Origin of the sequence: Methylobacterium sp. Leaf99, assembly GCF_001422375.1 — a bacterium.
GTDB lineage: Bacteria > Pseudomonadota > Alphaproteobacteria > Rhizobiales > Beijerinckiaceae > Methylobacterium.
This window is the reverse complement of sequence record NZ_LMMU01000012.1, coordinates 79,125-99,001: the sequence shown is the minus strand read 5'-3', so window position 1 is coordinate 99,001 and position 19,877 is coordinate 79,125. Positions and strand designations below refer to the sequence as shown.

18 protein-coding genes and 3 pseudogenes are annotated in these 19,877 nt (G+C 67.8%); 18 read left to right on the top strand and 3 right to left on the bottom strand.

Features of this window, described 5'->3' with window-relative positions:
* Positions 1–86: 86 nt before the first annotated feature.
* Positions 87–716, top strand: a complete 630-nt coding sequence (locus ASF28_RS20205) for a hypothetical protein (RefSeq protein ID WP_056097044.1) — start codon at positions 87–89, stop codon at positions 714–716.
* A gap of 210 nt (positions 717–926) precedes the next feature.
* Here ASF28_RS20205 and ASF28_RS20200 read toward each other — a convergent pair whose 3' ends face one another.
* Positions 927–1,241 carry a hypothetical protein gene (locus ASF28_RS20200; RefSeq protein ID WP_056097041.1) on the bottom strand — a complete coding sequence of 105 codons (315 nt, stop codon included), beginning with the start codon at positions 1,239–1,241 and terminating at the stop codon, positions 927–929.
* Positions 1,242–1,604: 363 nt separating this feature from the next.
* On the opposite strand from ASF28_RS20200, the gene ASF28_RS22780 reads away from it, so the two are divergent.
* The 5 genes from ASF28_RS22780 (at position 1,605) to qatD (ending at position 7,242) form a co-directional block, all read left to right on the top strand.
* Positions 1,605–2,009 carry a hypothetical protein gene (locus ASF28_RS22780; protein WP_157085675.1) on the top strand — a complete coding sequence of 135 codons (405 nt, stop codon included), beginning with the start codon at positions 1,605–1,607 and terminating at the stop codon, positions 2,007–2,009.
* Between the two features lie 232 nt (positions 2,010–2,241).
* Positions 2,242–4,218, top strand: a complete 1,977-nt coding sequence (gene qatA / locus ASF28_RS20190) for a Qat anti-phage system ATPase QatA (protein WP_056097040.1) — start codon at positions 2,242–2,244, stop codon at positions 4,216–4,218.
* On the top strand, positions 4,218–5,138 hold the full coding sequence (gene qatB, locus ASF28_RS23680; protein ID WP_306424559.1) for a Qat anti-phage system associated protein QatB: 921 nt from the start codon (positions 4,218–4,220) through the stop codon (positions 5,136–5,138). Before qatA ends, qatB begins: the two co-directional genes overlap by 1 nt.
* 116 nt (positions 5,139–5,254) lie before the next feature.
* Positions 5,255–6,490 (top strand): Qat anti-phage system QueC-like protein QatC, encoded by a 1,236-nt coding sequence (qatC, locus tag ASF28_RS20180; protein ID WP_156384040.1) that lies wholly within the window; start codon positions 5,255–5,257, stop codon positions 6,488–6,490.
* 20 nt (positions 6,491–6,510) lie between these two features.
* On the top strand, positions 6,511–7,242 hold the full coding sequence (qatD, locus tag ASF28_RS20175; RefSeq protein WP_156384039.1) for a Qat anti-phage system TatD family nuclease QatD: 732 nt from the start codon (positions 6,511–6,513) through the stop codon (positions 7,240–7,242).
* A gap of 5 nt (positions 7,243–7,247) precedes the next feature.
* Here the strand turns inward: qatD and ASF28_RS23490 are convergent.
* Positions 7,248–7,592 (bottom strand): annotated as a pseudogene (locus ASF28_RS23490) (LysR substrate-binding domain-containing protein); the annotation flags it as partial.
* Here ASF28_RS23490 and ASF28_RS23485 point away from each other — a divergent pair.
* Positions 7,534–8,109, top strand: a pseudogene (locus ASF28_RS23485) (aldo/keto reductase). The pseudogenes ASF28_RS23490 and ASF28_RS23485 overlap by 59 nt on opposite strands.
* A 152-nt stretch (positions 8,110–8,261) precedes the next feature.
* On the opposite strand, the gene arsH reads toward ASF28_RS23485, so the two are convergent.
* The gene (gene arsH, locus ASF28_RS20165) at positions 8,262–9,014 is read right to left on the bottom strand and encodes an arsenical resistance protein ArsH (protein ID WP_056097026.1); all 753 of its coding nucleotides are present in this window, start codon (positions 9,012–9,014) and stop codon (positions 8,262–8,264) included.
* Between the two features lie 47 nt (positions 9,015–9,061).
* Between arsH and ASF28_RS20160 the strand changes: the two genes are divergently transcribed.
* The 11 genes and pseudogenes from ASF28_RS20160 (at position 9,062) to ASF28_RS20115 (ending at position 19,640) form a co-directional block, all read left to right on the top strand.
* Positions 9,062–9,409, top strand: a complete 348-nt coding sequence (locus tag ASF28_RS20160) for an ArsR/SmtB family transcription factor (RefSeq protein WP_056097023.1) — start codon at positions 9,062–9,064, stop codon at positions 9,407–9,409.
* On the top strand, positions 9,409–9,834 hold the full coding sequence (gene arsC / locus ASF28_RS20155) for an arsenate reductase (glutaredoxin) (RefSeq protein WP_056097020.1): 426 nt from the start codon (positions 9,409–9,411) through the stop codon (positions 9,832–9,834). Before ASF28_RS20160 ends, arsC begins: the two co-directional genes overlap by 1 nt.
* 35 nt (positions 9,835–9,869) lie before the next feature.
* Positions 9,870–11,165: an arsenic transporter gene (locus ASF28_RS20150; protein WP_056097017.1), complete on the top strand. Its 1,296-nt coding sequence runs from the start codon at positions 9,870–9,872 to the stop codon at positions 11,163–11,165.
* A gap of 7 nt (positions 11,166–11,172) precedes the next feature.
* Positions 11,173–12,378: an MFS transporter gene (locus ASF28_RS20145; protein WP_056097014.1), complete on the top strand. Its 1,206-nt coding sequence runs from the start codon at positions 11,173–11,175 to the stop codon at positions 12,376–12,378.
* A gap of 79 nt (positions 12,379–12,457) precedes the next feature.
* Positions 12,458–12,844, top strand: coding sequence for an ArsR/SmtB family transcription factor (locus ASF28_RS20140; RefSeq protein WP_056097011.1), 387 nt, complete (start codon positions 12,458–12,460; stop codon positions 12,842–12,844).
* Entirely contained in the window at positions 12,841–13,821 is a 981-nt protein-coding gene (locus tag ASF28_RS20135; protein WP_056097008.1) for an arsenic resistance protein, read from the top strand. Before ASF28_RS20140 ends, ASF28_RS20135 begins: the two co-directional genes overlap by 4 nt.
* Before the next feature lie 10 nt (positions 13,822–13,831).
* Positions 13,832–14,056 (top strand): annotated as a pseudogene (locus ASF28_RS23480) (MFS transporter); the annotation flags it as partial.
* Between the two features lie 53 nt (positions 14,057–14,109).
* Positions 14,110–14,505, top strand: a complete 396-nt coding sequence (locus ASF28_RS20130) for a hypothetical protein (RefSeq protein WP_056097130.1) — start codon at positions 14,110–14,112, stop codon at positions 14,503–14,505.
* A gap of 82 nt (positions 14,506–14,587) precedes the next feature.
* Positions 14,588–14,983: a FixH family protein gene (locus ASF28_RS20125; RefSeq protein ID WP_056097005.1), complete on the top strand. Its 396-nt coding sequence runs from the start codon at positions 14,588–14,590 to the stop codon at positions 14,981–14,983.
* Positions 14,980–16,485 carry an efflux RND transporter periplasmic adaptor subunit gene (locus tag ASF28_RS20120; RefSeq protein WP_056097001.1) on the top strand — a complete coding sequence of 502 codons (1,506 nt, stop codon included), beginning with the start codon at positions 14,980–14,982 and terminating at the stop codon, positions 16,483–16,485. The genes ASF28_RS20125 and ASF28_RS20120 overlap by 4 nt, the downstream gene beginning before the upstream one ends.
* A complete protein-coding gene (locus ASF28_RS20115; protein WP_056096999.1) occupies positions 16,482–19,640 on the top strand; it encodes an efflux RND transporter permease subunit in 3,159 nt (1,052 codons plus the stop codon). The genes ASF28_RS20120 and ASF28_RS20115 overlap by 4 nt, the downstream gene beginning before the upstream one ends.
* Positions 19,641–19,877: the final 237 nt, after the last annotated feature.

Here is a 19,877-nt window from a genome sequence, read left to right as displayed (position 1 = left end):
AAAATCCGCATTTTTGCGGATTTCCCCGCTGTGCCTTTCGAGCCGGCGCGGCACGATTCCCTCACCACCAACCAAGGAGACAACCCGTGGCCCGTCAGCTTCTCGCCTACATCCTCGCCGCCATCGCCGCCGTCGCCGAGATGGCCGTCACCGCAACCCGCCTCGTCTGGAAGGCGGGCCGCTGGGTCGTCGAATCGATCACCCCCGCTCCCCGCCGCGCCGCCCCCGCCGGTGGTGGTTCCGCCGACATGGCCGCCGCGCTGGCCGAGGCCGCGACCGCCCCGGTCGGATCGCCTGCCGCCCTGACCGCCGCGCCGGCCCCCAAGAAGGCAATCACCCCCGACGAGGCCGCCAGGGAGTGGGGCTCCCTCGCCCAGCGTTTCGCCCTGTCCCAGGGGACGCTCACGGACGAGGAGCCCGATCTCCGCGCCCTCGACGAGGCGGCGCAGGCTTGGCTCCGGGGCCTCCCCTGGATGGACCTGATGAACGTCGCCAACGGGGACGCCTTGATGATCGGGCGCCACATGCTCGGCATGAAGCCGCTGGCGTCCCTGCCGCCGTGCCCGACGCTTGAGGAGTGGGAGCAGGGCAAGCGCGAGATGGCCCAGATGACCGCGGAGAAGCGCGAGCGCATGGCCGAGGGCCGCAAGGCCATCAGCGACGCGATCCAGGACCTGATCGACAGCCCCTCGTACGTGCCCTGCCAGGGCGTCTGATCACCCCGCATCCCTGACGCAACGAAGCCCGCCTCGGTCACCCCGGGGCGGGCTTTTTCAGGTCTGGATGCCATCGAAGAAAAATGCGTCCCCGTGCATTTTAGGGGTTGCGACTTTCCCTGTGCGCACGTGTGCACACGTCGTCAGCACGCGAAAGCATTCCGTCAGCACGTGGAGCCCCGTACGTACGCGGCCCCGGTGCCGCGTACGTCACGCGCGGCGGGCGTTCGTACGGCGGGCGGCGACCGCGACGGCCCGGACCGCATCAGCCCGGCGGCTGGTGGCGAGCTCGCCCTTCAGGCGGGCGTTCTCGGCCCGGAGCGCAGCGAGCTCCCGGCGCTGCTCCAGGAGGACCCGGGCGACGGTCGCCAGGTTCTCCGAGGTCACCGCCTCCTCCTCGGCAGCCCGGGCCTCGGCGACCAACCGGTCACCCCGGGCGAGGCCGGCAGCATGGGCGGCAGCGAGGCCGGCCGCGAGACCGTAGGCGCCGTTCTCGAAGCTGGAAACGAAACGGTCTGCGTTCATAGGGGCCTCCCCTGGTGCGTGAGACCAGGAGATCGCTACTCGGATTCACTTGTCGAGAGTCGGTCGCTTGTAGTGGTTACTGATCTCCTGGCCGCCTGTGGAGAACCCGTTACGTGCGGGCCAACTTTGGATCGGCCTGCAGGGCTGGGTTCGTACGGTAACAGAGCGCCCCGTTACACCTATGCTGTGTAACGAGTGCTCCGACTTGCGTAACGGATTGTCGAAGGTCTCCATTACCAGTGCCAGATGATGTGAGCGAAGTCGCTCAAGTGCCAGACGGTATCCGTCGGGTGCACGACCACGTTCCAGAGTGTCGTCGAGTCCGCGCAGGCGAGCCAGACGAAGCACTTCGAGGACGACTGCATGAAGCTGGAGGCCAGGCTCCGAGCCAATGACGAGATGCGCGACGACGCCCTGGCGGAATGCGATTACCTACGAGAGGAGAATGTCCGTCTGGCGCGGGAGGCCGCCGAGGTGCTGAAGCTGCGGGCCGAGAACGAGCAGATGCGGCGGCGCCTGGACAGGATACGCGCGGAGGAGTTCTGGGACCGGGTCATGGCCGAGGTGGCGGAGATGATGCCGGTCGGCGGGACGCGGCCGCTGGACGAGATCTTGGCGGGCCTGAAGGACTCGATCCACCGCGGGGCTCGGCTGCACAAGGAGCCGCTCGACGAGGACACGCTGAAGAAGAAGATGATCGGCCGGTGGGAGCACGGGAAGTATTTCGAGAAGGCTCCGGACGGCACCCTCGTGCGCAAGGCCGGATAAGCGGGGTTCCCGATCCGGGGGGCAAGCGGAACAACGGCATTCTTACCGGGACAACCAGTCGTGTGATGGCGTCGGAGAGCGCCGGACACCACTGTCGTTCTACTCGGCATCAGTCTCTCCCCATGAAAACCGCGCTACCGTCCCTTGAAACGAGTCGAATGTGCTGATGTAGAGTTGCGGCCGTCGCGGTAGGATACCATCTAGGCAGTAAGGTCCTGGGTGGAGCATTGCGATGGCCAGCAACGGAGTGGCGGCAGCTGCGCTTGTCGTTGTCCCCGACCACGAGACAGCGGTCGATCTCCTCTATTTCGAGGCCATCGCGCAAACGGTCGTCAACCTGATCGATGCGACACCCAACAAGCCACTCACCGTCGGCATTCACGGTGATTGGGGGGCCGGCAAGTCGAGCGTGCTGCGAATGGCCGAGGCTCGGCTCAAGAAGCGGGAGGGCGTTCTGTGCCTCCACTTCGACGGGTGGCGTTTCCAGGGGTTCGACGATGCCAAGACGGCATTACTGGAAACCATCGTCGAGGAGTTGCGCGACTCCGAGACCTTCGGTGCCAAGACGAAGAAGGCGGCCAAGGGCCTGCTCAAGCGCGTCCGCTGGATGAAGCTGGCCAAGCGAGGCGGCCAGTTGGCCTGGAACTATGCGAGCGGCCTGCCGAGCCCGGATCAGGTCACCGAGATCCTAGGTAAGCTTTCCGGCATTCTCAACGCGCCGGGGGAAGCCGTCGACGGCGAAGCGCTCAAGAAGGTCGTGGAGGAGGCGAAGGAATACCTCGCCGAACCCGAGGCGGCCGAGTCCGCGGTCACGCACATACGTGCGTTCCAGAAGGAGTTCGAAACGCTCCTGAAGGAGGCGGGCATCAAGAAGCTCGTCGTCCTGATCGACGACCTCGACCGTTGCCTGCCCAAGACCGCAATCGAGACCCTGGAGGCGATCCGCCTCTTCCTTTTCACTCCGCAGACGGCCTTCATCATCGCGACGGACGAGGCGATGATCGAGTATGCTGTCCGGCAGCACTTCCCCGACCTGCCGGCTGCGGCGGGGCCGACCTCCTATGCGCGGAACTACCTGGAGAAGTTGATCCAGGTGCCGTTCCGCATCCCTGCGCTCGGGATGGAGGAGGCCAAGGTCTACGTCACCCTGCTCCTCGCGCAGGCGATCCTGGGAGAGGAGGCCCGGGGTTTCGTGACGCTGGTCGAGAAGGCCCGGGCCGTCATCAAGACGCCCTGGATTTCGAATGCCCTCACGTTGGAGGACATCATCGCTGCCGGGCCCGACAAGCGAACGGAGCTGACGGCCGCCTACCGGCTTGCGCAGCAGCTAGGGCCGACGGTCGCGGAAGGGCTTGAGGGCAACCCCCGACAGATCAAGCGCTTCCTGAACGCCGTCGCGTTGCGGAAAGCCGTCGCCGACGCGCGCGGTCTCTCAAGCGAGGTCGAGATCTCCGTCCTAGGGCGCGTGATGCTGATCGAGCGCTTCAAACCGGATTTCTTCACGCAGGTCGCCAAGCAGGCGATGACGGTCGCGGGTGGCATCGTCGTGGAGTTGAAGCTGCTTGAAAGCGACGAGGCGACACCTCCGAGACCGGGTGGACCGTCCGCTGGATCGCCCCAAGCGGACGGCTCCAGGACACTGCCTGAGGCCGTGGCCGATTGGGCGGGGGACGCTTGGCTGCGCAACTGGGCACGGCTGGACCCCGACAAGCTCCTCAGTACCGTCGACCTACGCCCGTACGTGTTCGCGACCCGCGACCGCAAGAGCGCGTTCGGTCGTGCCTCGTCCAACGCCCTGCTCGACCGTATCCTGTCGTCCGTGGGTTCGGGTGCGCTCGGGGCGACGCAAGTGGACGGCGACATCCGAGCACTGGACGAAACCGGTGCCAACCTGCTTTTCAACACGTTGAAGGACCAGATCCTGGCCGTCGATCAGCTCTCGGCCTCGCCTCCGCACTTTGCCGGCCTGTGTGCGCTTGTGCGCCACCACCCCAGGTTCCAGGGTCGGCTCCTGGACTTCCTCGGCGAACTGCCAGCCGACGAGCTCGGCAGTTGGGCCGCTGCCGGTTGGTCCCCGCAGGCCTTCCAGGATGGGCCGAAGACGCGGGCGCGGGACATGTTGCGGTCCTGGTCAACCAGGGGAAGCCGTCAACTCCAGATCACCGCCAAGGCCACTTTGAGAAGTCTGGACGGACCGGAGCGCCGCTGATGGGAACGTCCGCACTGCCACGCGGGCAACGTCCGACGACCCCTCTGGTCCCGGGTTGGCTGGGCGGTCCGGCACCGCCGCCGGTCCCGCCGCCCGGCATGCCTCCGCCCCCCGTCGTCCCCCCCGGACCCGTGCCTCCTGTCCCGGTCCCAGGCCCTCCGACCCCGCCTGGCGCAACTCCCGCACTTCCCTTGGTCCCGGCCCCTCCGCCAGCCCCTCCGCCCGAACCCAACCGCTTCGGCCCGAGCAGGTCCAACTTCACCAGGTTCTCCCGGAGCGGCGGAACCGATGACCGTGCCCTGGGCAGGGCCGTCAGGGGGTACGCCCGCAACGCCGCCGGTGGGGCACGCAACGCGACGCGCCGGATGGGAGCGGCCCGTCAGGCTGCGGCGGGCGTGCTCGGCCTGTTCCGCGACTTCGACACGGTCGGCGTCCGCGAGACCTTCGAGCGCCTTGGGCTCGATGCGCTCCTCGACGGAGGGGTTGCGGAGGCATTCGCGGGGCTCACGGACGTGATCTGCGCCGACGGTGGCCTCGTGGACGAAGCCATCGCTCGTGACGCATGGGCCGAGACCGTCGACCAGCTCGGCGCCCTTGGGATCGAAAGCCTCGACGCGTTCGAGGCCGCCCAGAAGCAAGGCTTTTTCGCCGCCTTCCTCTCCAACAGCATCGTGGGGCGCATTTTCCACGATATCGCGGTTCGCGGTTTCAAGGTCGCCCCGGTCATAGCCGACTTCCGTACCGTCGAGCGCGAGTTGCGGGACTACGTGTCCGCCGCCACGCGCGACGGCATCATCGGCCTAACCCCGCAATCGTTCGGCGACCTCACCGGCCCGAGCCTGGGACGCATCGTGGACGAGATCTACGAGGTGGCGTGGTCCCTGTTGGAAACCTACGGCGATGAAGGCGAATCCTCATGAGATGCCACATCGTCGTTCGTCTCGGACCCTCCGACCGCGCATCCATCGCCGCCCCCGCCGGAGAGCCGCAGCGTACCCTCGACGTCCGTCCCGACGTAGCGGGCCTGAGGTTCGGCATGGGCCAGATCCTCGGCGAGATGGCCACACGCGGGTTGCGTCCGACCGAGGTAGGCGTCGACCTGCTGGTTCTTGCCGTAGCCGTGCAGGCGGCCGACACGCGGATCTCCAGGGTCCGTAACGCGGAGGACTCCTTCACGCGGGAGATCGCGCTTTGGGTCCCGGTCTCGGATCCCACGCTATGGTCCGGCGTGGCGGACCTGATCGAGCGGATGCTGGGCTTCCTGTCGGGGGACATCTGGCGCGTGTTCTTTCGATCCAGGCCCGACGACGGTCCGCTCGCGCCGGCTCCTCTGGGTCTACCGCTTCTCCCGTTCGACCGGGTGGCCTTGTTCTCCGGCGGGGTCGACAGCTTCGTCGGCGCGACAGATCTCCTCGCCAGCGGAAGCAAGACGTTGTTCGTCAGCCACTACTGGGATGCCGGCACGTCGAGCCAGGCGGCATGCGTCCGAATGCTCGATCAGCAGTTCGGAGCCTTCGGCACGCGCCACGTTCGTGCACGGGTCGGCGTCACGGCCGGCGACATGGCCTCCCTTGGCAGCGAGGACACGCAGCGTGCCAGGTCGTTCCTATTCCTCGCCCTCGCCGCCGCCGGAACCAGCGCGATGCCCCGTGGGTCCCGGGTGGTGGACGTTCCCGAGAACGGCCTCATCTCCCTCAACGTCCCGCTCGATCCGCTCCGAGTGGGAGCATGGAGTACACGCACGACACATCCGTTCTACCTGGCTCGCTGGCAGGAGTTGCTGAGGCGGCTGGACCTCGCGGAGAACGTCGAGAACCGTTATCGATTCAGGACGAAGGGACAGATGCTGGACGAGGTGGCCCGACGCAGCTTCGTCGAAGCCGCCATGCCGAGCACGATATCCTGCTCCTCGGTATCGAAGGCCCGGTGGGAGGGAAGGCCGCCCGGTCATTGCGGATATTGCGTACCGTGCCTCATACGGCGCGCCGCCGAGGTCCATGCCTACGGCTACGAACCCACGACGTATCTTGACCTTCCCGTGTTGGGCGGCACGGTCGATCCGCGGGGCGCCAAGGGAGAACACGTCAGGAGTTTCGAGTTCATGGCCCAACGTCTGCGGCGAAAGCCGGAAACCGCGGTCGCGCTCGTGCGAAAACCTGGGCCGCTCACTGACTACGCCCCCGGGGAGATACGCGACTACACCAAGGTCTTCGCGGAGGGTATAGACGAGGTGGGACGAGCTATCGGAAACCTGCAGTCCTTCGCTCCCTGAAGCTCCCGACGGCGGTGGCCTTGCACGATTTCCATTGCCACCTCGACCTGATGGCCGATCCGAAGGCGGAGTACGAAACGCGCGGTGCCTATCGGGTGACCACCGTCGCCGTCACGACGACCCCGCGCGCCTGGCAACAGAACCTTGCATGGTCCAAGGGAAACCCTTGGACGCGACCGGCGCTGGGGCTTCACCCGGAATTGGTCGGGCAGGCACAGGACGAGGTCGGCCTGATGCTGGACCTCATGCCCCAGGCGAGGCTCATCGGGGAGATCGGCCTCGACGGCAGTCCGCACCTGGCGGATGCCTTCGAGGCGCAACGACGCGTGTTCAGGGAGGTCCTGCACCGGGCAGGCTCGCTGGGTGGCCGGGTGCTGAGCATCCACAGCCGTCGCGCCGCCGGACAGGTCCTCGACGAGATCCGTGCCTGCCCGTCGAGGGGAGGCTTCCTGCCCGTCCTGCATTGGTTTTCCGGTACGGCCTCCGAACTCGGTCGGGCCATCGCAGCGGGCTGCTGGTTCTCCGTCAACGGCAGCATGTTGAAGGGGGCACGGGCATCTTCCCTCATGGCTGCAGTTCCCCTCGATGCGCTGCTGATCGAGAGCGATGCCCCTTTCCGGGGTGGCAAGGGCGACCTGAGGGCTACGGTGAACCGCCTTGCGGAGATGCTGGGAAAGGACACGGCGGACTTGGAAGCCATCACCGACGGCAATGCATCCCGCTTGCTTGGAAACTTCGATATCCCAGCCTAGTCGTCTCAGCCTCGGTAGCGCAGCGCCTCGACCACCAGGGCGAAGGCCGGGGCGTGCTGGTGCCGGCTCGGGTAGTACAGGTGGTAGCCGGCGAACGGGGGGCACCATTCGGCCAGGACCCGCTTGAGTCGGCCCTCCTCGACGTAAGGCCGCACCCGGTCCTCCGGCAGGTAGGCGAGGCCCAGCCCGCCGAGGGCGGCCTTCAGGATCAGCCCGGTGTTGTTGAACGCCATCTGGCCCTCGACCCGGACGTTGAGCTCGCGGCCGGCCTTCTCGAACTCCCAGGCGTAGATGTTCCCACGCGTCGGCAGGCGTAGGTTGATGCAGCGGTGGTGCATCAGGTCCTGCGGCTTCCCCATCGAGGAGGTCGCCGGCGCGGTGAAGGAGTTGATCGCCCAGGGCAAGGTCAAGCATTTCGGCTTGTCCGAGCCTGGAGCGCAGACCGTTCGTCGGGCGCACGCGGTCCAGCCCGTGGCCGCCATCCAAAGCGAGTATTCGCTTTGGACCCGCGACCCGGAACCGGAGATTGAACCGCCCCGGGATTTTCGGAGGCTCCAACTCTTGAGAGACTGGAGCCATGACGAAGCATATCCCACCCTTCTCCCCTGAGGTCCGCGAGCGGCCAACCAGGCGCTGGTCGAGCTCCTGCAACGCTTCGCCGAGGCCAAGGAGGCGACGGCGGCGCAGATCGCGTTGGCTTGGTTGCTCTCGCGAAAGCCATTCATCGTGCCCATCCCCGGCACGCGCCGGCTCGACCGGGTCGTGCTCACGCCCCAGGACATGGCCGAGATTGAGGCGTCCGCCTCCGCCATTCCTATCGAGGGAGAACGTTTGCCCGCTGCCGTCCTGCAGTTCTCCTACCGCTGACCCCATCCAAGGGGCGTCGGGATTCACGACTCCTAAGGCAGCGCATAGCGGGACGCGCGTCCCGTTGCCCGCTTCCGGAGTCAACGGCCCGTAAACTATGACCGTCTGGCCCGGGATCGTGCGTCACGATCCGCCGCCGGTCCCCGGGACGGTTACGAGGGTCTCCTGACGAACCCGATGTCGGCGGCGACGGCCTTGAGCCGATCCGGTTCCCGCTCCTTTCGTTCCGAGTAGCGGTCCACGAGGTAGTCGGATCGCTCGCGGGTCAGGAGCGTGAACTTCATCAGCTCCTCGCAGACATCGACGACCCGGTCGTAGAGCGGCCCGGGTTTCATCCGGCCGGTTTCGTCGAACTCCTTGTAGGCCATCGGCACCGAGGACTGGTTCGGGATGGTGACCATCCGCATCCAGCGCCCGAGCACGCGCAGGCCGTTGACGGCGTTGAAGGACTGCGAGCCGCCGGAGACCTGCATCACGGCCAGCGTCCGCCCTTGGGTCGGGCGCACCGACCCCTCGGACAGGGGCAGCCAGTCGATCTGGCTCTTCATCACCCCGGACATGGCCCCGTGTCGCTCCGGGCTGACCCAGACGTGCCCTTCCGACCAGATCGAGAGGTTCCGGAGTTCCTGGACCTTTGGGTGATCGGCGGTGGCGTCGTCGGGCAGAGGGAGGCCGTGCGCGTCGTAGATGCGGACCTCGCCGCCCATCGCCTCAAGCAGGCGCGCCGCCTCGTAGGCGAGGAAGCGGCTGAACGAGCGCTCCCGGAGCGACCCGTAGAGGATCAGGAAGCGCGGGGCGTGGGCGAACGGCGTCGCCACCTGCAGGTCGGCGCTCGCCGGAACGATGAAGTGTCCCTCGCTCAGGTTCGGCAGGCCGTCGGCGAAGGGCTGTCGAGGCTTGTCCAAGGAACGTCTATCCTCTACGTTTCAATGATGGTTGAGATATTGACATCATGATGGACGAACGGCAAGCTGTCGCTGCCTTCGCGGCCCTCGGCCAGGAGCATCGGCTGCGCATCGTGCGCCAGCTCGTCACAGCGGGGCCTGACGGGATGGCGGCCGGCATGCTGGCCGAGGCGGTCGGCGTGTCCGGCACCAACCTGTCGTTCCACCTGAAGGAACTCAGCCATTCCGGCCTGGTCACCTCCCGGCGCGAGGGGCGGTCGATCATCTACAGCGCCGCCTACCCGGACCTGTCCGAGCTCATCCAGTTCCTGATGCGCGATTGCTGCCAGGGCCGCCCCGAGGTCTGCGCCCCGGCCGTAGCCGCCCTATCCGCCTGCTGCGAGGAAACCGCCTGATGGACGTCGTGATTTACCACAACCCGGATTGCGGCACGTCCCGCAACACCCTGGCACTCATCCGCAACGCCGGCATCGAGCCGCACGTGATCGAGTACCTGAAGACGCCGCCGAGCCGGGTGATGGTCCGTCAACTCGCGGAGCGTGCCGGCCTCACCGTGCGCGACCTCCTGCGGGAGAAGGGCACGCCCTACGCCGATCTCGGCCTTGGGGACCCGAGCCTTACGGATGACCGGCTTCTCGATGCCATCGAGGCTCACCCGATCCTGTTGAACCGCCCCCTGGTCGTCACCCCTCAGGGCGTCGCCCTCTGCCGACCGTCCGAGGCGGTCCTCGACCTCCTGCCTGCCCAGCAGGGCGAGTTCGTCAAGGAGGACGGCGAGCGCGTCGTCGACGAGCACGGCCGGCGCATCGCCACCGCCTGATCGCTCCACATAATCAAGAACAAGAAACGGTCCCGATGCTCGCGCTCGCCATCTTCGTCGTCACCCTCGTGTTCGTCATCTGGCAGCCGAAGGGGTTCGGGATCGGATGGAGCGCCCTGATCGGAGCCGCGGTCGCGCTCGCCACCGGGGTCATCCACCCGGGCGACATCCCGGTCGTCTGGCACATCGTCTGGGACGCCACGTTCACCTTCGTCGCGCTGATCATCATCTCGCTGCTGCTCGACGAGGCCGGCTTCTTCCACTGGGCGGCGCTCCACATCGCCCGGTGGGGCGGCGGACGGGGGCGCCTGCTGTTCCCGTTGGTGATCCTGCTCGGCGCCGCCATCGCCGCGGTGTTCGCCAACGACGGCGCGGCCCTGCTGCTCACCCCCATCGTGCTGGCCATCCTGCTGCGCCTCGACTTCAAGCCGGCCGCGGCGCTGGCCTTCATCGTCGCCTGCGGGTTCGTTGCGGACTCCACCAGCTTGCCGCTGGTGATCTCGAACCTCGTCAACATCGTCTCGGCGAACTTCTTCGACATCTCCTTCAGCCGCTACGCGGCCGTGATGGTGCCGGTGAACCTCGTCTCGCTCGCGGCGACCCTGGTGGTGCTGTGGCTGTTCTACCGGCGCGACCTTCCGGCCACGTACCCCGTGGCCGAGCTCGAAGCGCCGCGCCACGCGATCATGGACGCGCTGGTGTTCAAGGCAGCCTTCCCGCTCCTCGGGCTGCTGCTGGTCGCCTACTTCGTGACGGCGCCGTTCGGCGTGCCCGTCTCGGTGGTCACCTGCGCCGGCGCCGTGATCCTGCTGGCGCTGGCGAACCGGAGCCGCGTCATTCCGATCCGCAAGGTGCTAGCGGGGGCCCCCTGGCAGATCGTCCTGTTCAGCCTCGGCATGTACCTCGTCGTCTACGGGCTGAAGAATGCCGGCCTGACCGACTACCTGGCGCAAGGCCTCGTCTGGCTCTCGGGCCATGGGCCGTTCGTCGCCACCATAGGCACGGGGGTCGCAGCCGCGATCCTGTCCTCGGTGATGAACAACATGCCGAGCGTGCTGGTTGGCGCGCTGTCGATCCAGCAGGCCCCGGACCTGTCGCCGCTGATGCGCGAGCTCATGGTCTACGCCAACGTCATCGGCTGCGACCTCGGCCCGAAGTTCACGCCCATCGGGAGTCTGGCGACCCTGCTGTGGCTGCATGTGCTCGACACCAAGGGCCAGCGCATCACCTGGGGCCAGTACATGCGGGTCGGCCTCGTCATCACGCCGCCGGTGCTACTCGTCACCCTGGCGGCCCTGGCGTTGTGGCTACCCATGATCGGGGCCCGGTAGCACGGCGATGACCCCGCCGCACCGCTGGCCCGTGACCTCGGCCCTGGGCGTGATCCAAATCCTGACCTGGGGCTCATCGTTCTACCTCCTGTCGGTTCTGGCCACCCCGATGTCGAGGGATACGGGATGGCCCCTCGGCTGGGTCATCGGGGGCCTATCCCTCGGCCTCCTCGTCGCGGGCCTCGTCTCGCCGCGGGTGGGAGCCTTCATCGGGGAGCATGGCGGCCGGCCGATGCTGGCCTTCGCCGCCATCGCCCTGGCGCTGGGCCTCACGGGCCTTGCCCTGGCCCCGTACGTTACGGCTTACTTGGCGGCTTGGCTCCTCATCGGCCTCGGCATGGGCACCGGACTGTACGATCCCGCCTTCGCCACCCTCGGCCGGCTCTACGGTGCCGAGGCGAGGTCCGCCATCACGACGCTGACCCTGTGGGGCGGCTTCGCCAGCACGGTGTGCTGGCCGCTTTCCGCCTTCCTGCTCGAGCAGGTCGGCTGGCGCGGCACCTGCCTCGCCTATGCGGCGCTCCACCTTACGGTCACACTCCCCCTCGTGCTCGTCGTGATCCCGTCCCCTCCGCCGCCTACGGCTCGACGGCTTAAGGGATCAAACGCAAGCGCTCGGCTGGATGGGCGGGAGCGACGCGCCTTCCTCCTCATGGCCGGGGTGCTGACCCTCGGCGGCACGGTGATGGCCATGGTCTCGGTGCACCTCATCACCCTGCTACAGGCCCGTGGCGTGGCTCTCACCTCGGCCGTGGCCTACGGGGCGCTGATCGGACCCTCCCAGGTCGGCGCCCGCATCATCGAGATGGCCGGCAAGGGACGGCATCACCCCCTCTGGACCCTGACCGCCGCCATGGTCCTGGTGATCCTGGGGATCGCGATGCTGACGGCCGGCCTACCCTTGGTCGGGCTGGCGCTGGTCCTCTACGGGGCCGGGAACGGGATCTACTCGATTGCACGTGGTACGGTGCCCCTGGCCCTGTTCGGTCCCGAACGATACGCCGCGCTCGTCGGTCGCCTCGCCCGTCCGGGGCTGGTGGCGCAGGCGCTTGCACCCTCCGTCGGAGCCGTGGTCCTGACCCACGCGGGCGCGGACGCGACCTACGCCCTGCTCAGCGTGCTCGCCGTGGCGAACGTCGCGCTCGCCCTATCGCTCTGGCGCGTCCGGCCGCGAAGCCAGGGAGCCGGCGGCCGCCTTCGACGGTCGCCGTGATCCAGTCCCGATCCGATCTTGCCTCCGACCCGTCGCGAGCCTACTGACGCTTAAACGATTCCATAACGGTTTAAGTGTCGTGCAAGAGAAACAAGCGCTCGACGGCTTCGCGGCCATCGCGCAGGAGACCCGCCTGCGCATCATCCGCCTGCTGGTCACGGCCGGGGCGAAGGGCATGGCGGCTGGTGCCATCACCGAGGCCATCGCAGGTGCCTCGGCGCCGCGCATCTCGTTCCACCTTAGCCACCTGGAGAACGCCGGCCTCGTCGAGAGCCGCCGCGAAGGTCGCTCGATCATCTACAGTGCGATCTTCCCGGCCCTGTCCGACCTCGTCGCCTTCCTCATGCGCGATTGCTGCGAGGGTCACTGCGAGGTCTGCGACCGCGCCATCGACCTGTTCGCCAAATGCACGGGCCGGCCCCAGCGGGTCGAGCAAGCCCCCAAGATCGCCTGCGAGGAAGCATGACCACCTTGCGCGACATCCTCGAAGGCCGGCAGATCCCGATCTACTTCGCCGCCATCGGCCTGGCCGTCGTCGTTGCGCTGATGGTCCCCGGAACCACGGCCCTGGACGTCGGGATCAACCCGGCCCTGGCGTTGATGCTGTTCGTCACCTTCCTCCAGGTACCCCTGCCCGAGTTGGGGAAAGCCTTTACGCGGGTCCGTTTCCTGGCGGCGCTCCTCGCCACGAACTTCGTCGCGCTGCCGATCCTGGTGGCCTGCCTGATCCAGTTCCTGCCCGCCAATCCGATGCTGCGGCTGGGCGTGCTCATGGTCCTGCTCACGCCGTGCATCGACTACGTCGTCACCTTCGCCCACCTCGGCCGCGCGGACGCCAAGGTGCTGCTGGCCTCCACCCCGGCGCTGCTGATCGCGCAGATGCTGCTGCTGCCGGTCTACCTCAACGTCTTCCTCGGCGAGGACGCCGCCAGGTTCGTCCAGGTCGGTCCGTTCGTGCACGCCTTCGTCTGGCTCATCGCGGTTCCCCTCGGACTTGCTGCGGCCGTGCAGATCTGGGCCGGACACAGCCGCGCCGGCCACCGGATCGCCACCGGGCTCGGACTTCTGCCGGTGCCGTCGACGGCCCTCGTCCTGTTCGTGGTGATCGCGTCCGTCCTGCCCCAACTCGGGCCGGCCCTAGACGACGCCCTGCGGGTGGTCCCCGTCTACGTCGCCTTCGCCGTGGCTGCCCCGCTGCTGGGTTGGGCGGTCGGGCGCGCGTTCCGCCTGGATGCCCCCACCGTCCGCACGCTGGCCTTCAGCGCCGCCACCCGAAACTCTATGGTGGTCCTGCCGCTGGCCTTCGCCGTTCCAGGCGCCGTCCCGCTCCTGCCCGCCGTCATCGTCACACAGACGCTGATCGAGCTCCTGAGCGAACTCGTTTACGTCCGCCTCGTGCCCAGGCTCGGCCCAACGGCGGCGTCGCCGGTCCCGGCCGTCTAAGTCGCCCCCGATGAGACGGCAGAGCGTACCCGTGATCCCGCATCGCCACCGTCTCGTGGTGATCTCGGCCCTTGGCTCGATCCAAATCCTGACCGGGGGGGCCTCGTTCTACCTGCTGTGTGTGCTCGCCAACCTGATATCGGAGTATACGGGGTGGCCTCTGAGATGGGTCATCGGGGGCCTGTCCCTCGGCTTCCTCGTCGCGGGTTTGCTATCTCCGCGGGTGGGGCTTTCGTCAGGTAGTGCCTATCCCTTCCGCGCCGACACGCGATGTGGCATCGTCCGTTCGTGACCTTTTGGCTCGCCCTTCGCAGGCTGCTCCCGCTCCTGGCGGTGATCGGCCTCGCCCTTGCGCCGGTGACCGCATCCGCGGCCGCCGCAGGCATGCGCGCGCCGACGGCCGTTCAGGGGCACGCCATGGCGATGCCCGACGAAGCCATGGCCGACATGGCCGGGATGGCCATGGACGAGATGCCGTGCTGTCCCAAGGAGCGGCCGGATATGCCCGACTGCTCCAAGGGCTGCCCCCTGATGGCGCTTTGCCTGGCGAAGGTCGCCACCGGGCTGCCGGTCGCCGTCGGACTTCCGGGCCGCGTCGGCGGCGTCGAGGGGCCGACCTGGGGCGTCACCGCCTCCTTCGACAGCCTGTCGCAAGGGCCGCCCACCGAGCCTCCCCGAGCCTGAACCCGATGCCGCCGGCGCCTGCGCCGGCAGATCCCGCGCGCCTGAAGGCCCGGGTCCCATCGTTTTCAGGAGATCATCGACCGTGTCCAACACATCGTTTTCGCGCGCGCTCACGGCTGCGCTGCTCGGCCTCGCCCTGACCGCCGCGGCCCGGGCCGACACCAAGGACTACGAGTTCCAACTGGTGAAGGACGAGGCCAAGCAGGGCGAGGCCATCCTCGACGTCCGCCTCGTTGACAAGCGCACGTCCAAGCCTGTGCCGAACGCCGTCATCTTCGCCAAGCGCATCGACATGGCGCCTGACAGCATGGAGGAGATGACCTCCAAGATCGAGCAGCTGCCGTCGCCGGAGCCGGGTCTCTACCGGTTCAAGGTGAAGCTGACGATGGCTGGCAGCTGGCGCCTCTCGCTCGGGGCCAAGGTCCAAGGCGAGACCGGCACCGTCGAGAACAAGCTGGTGTTCAAGGCCACCAAGTGAGCCGGAGAGCATGGCTGGCCGGGACCCTCGCCGCGCTCGCGGCGGGGGTTTTGGGGTATGGCGCGGGGCATGAGGGCAGCCCCGTGCCGGCGCTCGTCCAGCAGGCGCGGACCGGGTTCGTCCACTGGCTGCCGGGTGCCGAGACAAGGTCCGCTGTGCCCGCTCGGGTCCCGACCAAGGCGACCGGTCCCGTGGTCTACTACCGGGACCCGGACGGGAAGCCGGACTACTCCGCCGAGCCCAAGCGCACAGCGGACGGTCGAGACTATCGCGCCGTCCACGCAAGCGAGGACGTGCGCTTCGACGAACCCGACGAGCCCAAGGCGATGCCCGACCCCGGGCACGGCGACATGGCCATGGGTCAGACCACGATGCCGGCGACAGGTGCCCGAAAGGTGCGCTTCTACCGCAACCCGATGGGTTTGCCGGACACCTCGCCGATTCCGAAGAAAGATTCGATGGGGATGGACTACCTTCCCGTCTACTGGGGCGAGGACACCGACGACGGCACCGTGAGGATCTCGCCCGGCAAGCTCCAACGCACCGGGGTCCGGACGGCAATCGTCGAGCGACGGGTCCTGTCGATGCCGGTGCGCGCGCCCGGCGCCATCGAGGAGGACGAGCGCCGGATCTCGGTCATCGCGATGCGTACCGACGCCTTCATCGAGAAGGTCGAGCCCGTCACCACCGGCGACCACGTGCATAAGGGCCAGCCACTCCTCCGCCTGTTCTCGCCGGAGATGAACGCGGCCGCCGCGCAGTACCTTACCGGCATCGGCTACGAGGGCGCCCGCCGGCGCCTGGAGAACCTCGGCATCCCGCCCGAGGTCATCGACGAGATCGAGCGATCCCGGAAGGTGCCTTCCACCATCACGTGGTCGGCGCCCCGCGACGGGGTCGTGGTCGAGCGCAACGTCTCCGACGGCATGCGCGCCAAGTCCGGCGACACCCTCTTCAAGCTCGTCGACCATTCCAGGGTCTGGGTCCTGGCCGACGTGACCGAACGCGACTTGGCGGCCGTGGCGGAGGGCCAGACGGCGACCGTGCGCGCCCGGACGTTCCCGGACCGCGTCTTCACCGGCGCGGTGACCCGGATCTACCCGCACCTCGCCATGGCGACCCGGACCGCCCGCCTGCGGATCGAGTTGCCGAACCCGAACGGCGACCTGCGCCCGGGTATGTTCGCCGACGTGACGATCGCCACCGGCAGCGACAGGCCGGTGGTGGCGGTGCCCGACGACGCGGTCATCGACACCGGCATCAGGCAAGTCGTCCTGCTCGACAGGGGCGAGGGTCGCTTCGAACCGCGGCCGGTCAGGCTCGGCACCCGCGGCGACGGCTACGTCGAGATCCGCGACGGCATCGTCGCCGGGGACCGCGTGGTGACCTCGGCCAACTTCCTCATCGACGCCGAGAGCAACCTGAAGGCGGCCCTCCAAGGTCTTTCCGAGCCGAAGCCCGATCCCGGCCCGCAGGCCGCCGTCGAGGGGAAGGCGCCATGATCGCCCGCCTCATCGCCTGGTCGGCGAAGAATCTAGTGCTGGTGCTGATCGGGACCGTCTTCGCGGTGGGAGCCGGGCTCTACGCCCTGAGGACCCTGCCGCTCGACGCGATCCCGGACCTCTCGGACGTCCAGACCATCGTCTACACCGAGTACCCCGGGCAGGCGCCCCAGGTCATCGAGGACCAGGTCACCTACCCGCTGACCACCGCGATGCTGACGGTGCCCCGGTCGAAGGTCGTGCGCGGCTTCTCGTTCTTCGGGGTCTCGTTCGTCTACGTCATCTTCGAGGACGGCACCGACCCGTACTGGGCCCGGAGCCGGGTGCTCGAATACCTGAACACCGTGGCCAGGCGCCTGCCGGCCGGCGTGACCCCGAACCTGGGACCCGACGCGACCGGGGTCGGCTGGGTCTACCAGTACGTGGTGGTCGCCAAGGAACGCACGCTGGCCGAGCTCCGCTCGCTTCAGGACTGGGTCGTCCGCTTCGGGGCGTCGCGTGCCGAGGGCGTGGCCGAGGTCGCGGGCGTCGGCGGCTTCGTGAAGCAGTACAACGTGGTCGTCGATCCCAACCGGTTGCGGGCGCAGGGCATCACCCTGTCCAAGCTCCGGGAGGCCATCCGGGCGAGCAACGCCGACGCCGGCGGCCGTACCGTCGAGCTCTCCGAGTTCGAGTTCGTCGTCCGTGGCCGCGGCTACCTCAAGAGCGTCGCCGACATCGAGAGCATCGTCCTGAGGACGGAGGCGGGCACACCCCTGCGGGTGAAGGACGTGGCTCGGGTAGAGCTCGGTCCCGACGAGCGCCGCGGCATCACCGAGATGAACGGCGACGGCGAGGTCGCCGGCGGGATCGTCCTGCAACGGTTCGGTGCCAACGCCCTGAACGTCATCGAGAACGTGAAGGCCCGGCTTTCCGATGTCGCCGCCAGCCTGCCCAAGGGCACGGAGATCCTGCCGGTCTACGACCGCTCGCACCTCATCGAGGCGGCCATCGAGACCCTCAAGGGCACGCTGATCGAGGAAAGCGTCATCGTCGCCCTCGTCTGCGTCGTGTTCCTGCTTCACGTCCGCAGCGCGCTGGTCGCGATCCTGATGCTGCCGGTCGGCATCCTGATGGCGTTCGCGGGCATGAAGGCCCTCGGGCTCGGGGCCAACATCATGAGCCTGGGCGGCATCGCCATCGCGGTGGGCGCCATGATCGACGCCGCCATCGTGATGATCGAGAACGCCCACAAGCACCTGGAGCGGGCGGACCCCGGCAAGCGCCGGGTCGAGATCCTAATCGAGGCCGCAAGCGAGGTTGGGCCGTCGCTGTTCTTCTCGCTCCTCATCATCACGGTGAGCTTCCTGCCGATCTTCACGCTGGAGAGCCAGGAGGGCCGCCTGTTCGGTCCGCTGGCCTTCACCAAGACCTTCGCGATGGCCGCGGCGGCAGTCCTGTCCCTGACACTCGTCCCGGCGCTGATGGTCCTGTTCGTCCGCGGCCGGATCATCCCCGAGCACCGCAACCCGGTGAACAGGCTCCTGATCTGGATCTACCGCCCTCTCATCGCCGGCGTCCTGCGGGCGCGTGTGCTGACGATCCTGCTGGCCTTGGTCGTCCTGGCGGTGACGGCGTGGCCGGCGAGCCGGCTCGGCTCGGAGTTCATGCCCGACCTCGACGAGGGGACTTTGATGTACATGCCCACCACCCTGCCGGGCATTTCGGTGACCAAGGCCGGCGACCTGCTGGCGACCCAGGACAGGATCATCAAGTCGTTCCCCGAGGTCGCCTCGGTCTACGGCAAGGCCGGACGGGCCAACACCGCGACCGATCCGGCGCCGAGCGAGATGTTCGAGACCATCGTCAACCTGAAGCCGAAGGTGGATTGGCGTCCCGGGGTCACGACGGCGAGCCTGAAGGCCGAGATGGACGCCGCGCTCCAGTTCCCCGGGGTCTCGAACGCCTGGACCCAGCCGATCCGCGCCCGCATCGACATGCTCTCCACCGGCATCCGCACGCCGGTCGGGATCAAGGTGCTCGGGACGGACCTGACCGAGATGGAAAAGGTCGCCCGCCAGGTCGAGGCGGTGGTGAAGGTGGTGCCGGGCACGTCGAGCGCCTACGCCGAGCGCGTCCAGGGCGGCTACTTCCTCGACATCACCCCCAACCGCGAGGCGCTTGGCCGGTACGGGCTGACGGTCGGGGACGTGCAGGACGTGATCGGGATGGCGCTCGGCGGCGAGAGCGTCACCAACACCGTCGAGGGCAGGGAGCGCTACACCGTCAACGTGCGCTACCCCCGGGCCTTTCGGTCCGACCCGCGATCCATCGCCTCCGAGGTCCAGGTGCCGATCCCGGGCGGGGGGACCGTGCCGCTCGGCGAGGTCGCCAAGGTGCAGTTGAACCGCGGCCCGACGCAGATCCGGACGGAGAACGGGCAACTCGCGGTCTTCATTTACGTCGACGTCGCCGGTCGCGACCTCGGGGGCTACGTTGCTGAGGCTAGAGCGGCGGTGACCAACGAGGTCAGGCTTCCCCAGGGTACCCTCGTGCAGTGGAGCGGGCAGGTGGAGTACCTCGACCGGGCGACCGCCCGGCTCAAGATCGTGGTGCCCCTGACGCTGCTGATCGTGTTCCTGCTGCTCTACCTGAACTTCCGTAGGCTGACCGAGACGCTCATCGTCATGCTGTCGTTGCCCTTCGCCCTCGTCGGCGGGGTCTGGCTGATGTGGTGGATGGGCTTCAATCTGTCGGTGGCCGTGGCGGTGGGCTTCATCGCGCTGGCAGGCGTGGCCGCCGAGACCGGGGTGATCATGCTGGTTTACCTCGACCACGCGCTGGCCGAGATCCGGGCCGAGCGCGATAGGGCCGGGCTGACGTTCACCAGGGCCGACCTGCGGCGGGCGATCATGGTCGGCGCGGTCGAGCGGGTGCGCCCGAAGATGATGACGGTGGTGGCGATCATGGCCGGGCTCCTGCCGATCCTGTGGAGCACCGGCTCGGGCTCCGAGGTCATGCAACGGATCGCCGTGCCGATGATCGGCGGCATGGTCTCCTCGACCCTGCTGACCCTCCTGGTGATCCCGGCGGTCTACGGCTTCGTGAAAGGGTGGGGGCTGCCGCGGTCCGAACCGAATACCATCGACCCCGAGGCCCGACTTGTAACGTTATGAACAATCTGACGGATTGAAACCATGCCCTGGGCCGACTCCCGGCCCCTTGCCGACACTCCGAAGGTCCGCTCCCAGGCTGTCGAGGCAGAGGCCAACGACCGGGTTGGGTGGCAAGCAGCTTGGCTGCTTTCAGTCGCAAGACGTTCTAAAGCGGACCAAGGATGAATCACCGTCTCCGGACGGTCGGTCCAACTCATCTCAGGGTCGAATTTTGTTAAAGCCGGATGCCGACTTCAT